This is a genomic window from Formosa algae (assembly GCF_001439665.1).
Classification (GTDB): domain Bacteria; phylum Bacteroidota; class Bacteroidia; order Flavobacteriales; family Flavobacteriaceae; genus Formosa; species Formosa algae.
In genome coordinates this window covers 1-2317 of record NZ_LMAK01000054.1, presented here as the reverse complement: position 1 = coordinate 2317, position 2317 = coordinate 1, and the positions used below count along the sequence as shown (strand labels likewise).

At 34.9% G+C, this 2317-nt stretch carries 2 protein-coding genes; both read left to right on the top strand.

All coding sequences use genetic code 11. The features are described 5' to 3' along the window. Positions 1-1278: sugar MFS transporter (locus AST99_RS12535; RefSeq protein WP_420865359.1), on the top strand; the 1278-nt coding region annotated here is incomplete at its 5' end. A 34-nt stretch (positions 1279-1312) separates the two neighbouring features. Then, positions 1313-2299, top strand: coding sequence for a Gfo/Idh/MocA family protein (locus AST99_RS12530; protein ID WP_057782182.1), 987 nt, complete (start codon positions 1313-1315; stop codon positions 2297-2299). Positions 2300-2317: the final 18 nt, after the last annotated feature.

Here is a 2317-nt window from a genome sequence, read left to right as displayed (position 1 = left end):
ATAGCCATAATTGCAGGTCTGTTTTTTATTTTTGGCTTTGTCACTTGGATAAATGGAGCGCTTATTCCATTTATGAAAACGATTAATGAACTTACAGATGCGCAATCGTATTTAGTAGCTTCAGCATCTTATATTTCTTTTGTTGTTATGGCGCTTCCAGCATCCTATATTATAAACAAAGTAGGTTATAAAAAAGGAATGTCTCTTGGCTTATTTGTTATGGCCTTTGGTGCGCTTATTTTTATACCCGCAGCAGAAGCGAGAACCTATTGGGTATTTTTAACAGGTATTTTTATTCAAGGTCTTGGTATGACGCTTTTACAAACGGCATCTAATCCTTATATCACCATTCTTGGGCCAATAGAAAGTGCTGCAAAACGTATTGCCATTATGGGTATTGCAAACAAAGTAGCCGGAGCTTTAGGTTCTTTAATTTTTGGAGCCATTCTATTATCAGGAATAGATGGTGTTAAAGCGCAATTGGAAACAGTTTCTATAGCCGAAAAAGATCAATTATTAAACACGATGGCTGATAGTGTGGTTACGCCATACATCGTAATGGCTTTGGTGTTATTTGTATTGGGTTTTTTAATACGTAAAGCGCCACTTCCTAATTTAGAAGAGCCAGCTGAAGCAGAAACAGATCTTACCAAATCGGCCAAAACAAGTGTGTTTCAGTTTCCACATTTATGGTTGGGTGTCATCACTTTATTCTTTTATGTGGGCGCAGAAGTTATCGCTGGAGATACTATTATTTCTTATGGTATGTCCCTTGGTTTTTCTTCTGAAGAAGCAAAATTCTTTACCACTTTTACTTTATTAGCCATGGTATTAACTTATGCTTTAGGTGTGGTTTTAATTCCAAAATATTTAAAGCAGAAAAAAGCTTTAATAATAAGTGCCACCTTAGGTATTATTTTTAGTTGCTGCATTATTGCGACTACAGGAATTACATCTGTGCTTTTCGTGGCAGCTTTAGGAATATCTAATGCGTTGGTTTGGCCAGCAGTTTGGCCTTTAACTTTGGATGGTTTAGGAAAATTTACCAAAACGGCATCTGCATTATTAGTTATGGCCATCTCCGGAGGAGCTATTATTCCACCTTTATATGGAAAATTAGTAGATATGAATAAGGTGTCTTTAATTTCAGAAGGTTTAAACGAATCTGATGCAATGGCACAAGCAGCAACGAGTAGTTATTGGATTTTAATTCCATGTTATGCCTTTATCTTGTTTTTTGCAATATGGGGACATAAATATAAAAGTTGGAAAAGATAACCCTTTTAAAATTTTTTAACGAAAATAAAAGAATATGGAAAAATTATATAAATGGGGAATAATAGGATGTGGGAGTGTTACCGAGGTTAAAAGTGGTCCTGCCTATCAGAAAGTTGATGGATTTGAACTTTATGCTGTTATGCGCCGAGATCGTCTAAAGGTAGAAGATTTTGCTAAAAGACATGGCGTACCTAAATTTTATACAGACGAAGATGCCCTAATAAATGATCCAGAAATTGATGCTATTTATATTGCAACTCCTCCTAATTACCATACAGAATATGCTTTGAAAGTAGCCGAAGCGGGTAAAATTTGTTGTATTGAAAAGCCTATGGCACCAAGTTTTAATGAATGCGTTAAAATAACGAATGCTTTTCGACATAAAAATATTCCATTATATGTAGCGTATTACAGACGATCGTTGCCAAGATTTAAACAAGTAAAAACATGGTTAGACGAAAATAGTATAGGAGCAATAAGACATGTAAATTGGCATTTTTGTAAACCAACTAATCCGTTAGATTTGTCTGGAAATTATAACTGGAGAACAGATTCTAAGATCGCCTACGGAGGTTATTTTGATGATTTAGCTTCGCATGGTATAGATCTTTTTATCCATTTGTTGGGAGATATCCAGGAAGCCAATGGTATTGCTGTTAATCAACAAGGTTTGTACACAGCAATGGATTCTGTTTCAGGAAATTGGATTCATAAATCCGGAGTAACGGGTACTGGAAGCTGGAATTTTGGATCTGAAAAAAGAGAAGATTTTGTTCATATTTATGGAAGTAAAGGCAAGATTAGTTTTTCCGTTTTTAATGAAGACCCAGTAGTTCTTGAAACAAACTCTTCTAAGGAAAGTCTTTTAATCCCTAACCCCGAAAATATTCAGTTCTATCATGTGCAAAATATTCAAAAACACTTAAGTAAAGCCATTTTACACCCATCAACAGGTTTAACAGCCATGCACACGAGCTGGGTGTTAGATCGCATTTTAGGAAAATCAATTAAAACATTATAAAAAACAAAATTATGCTAA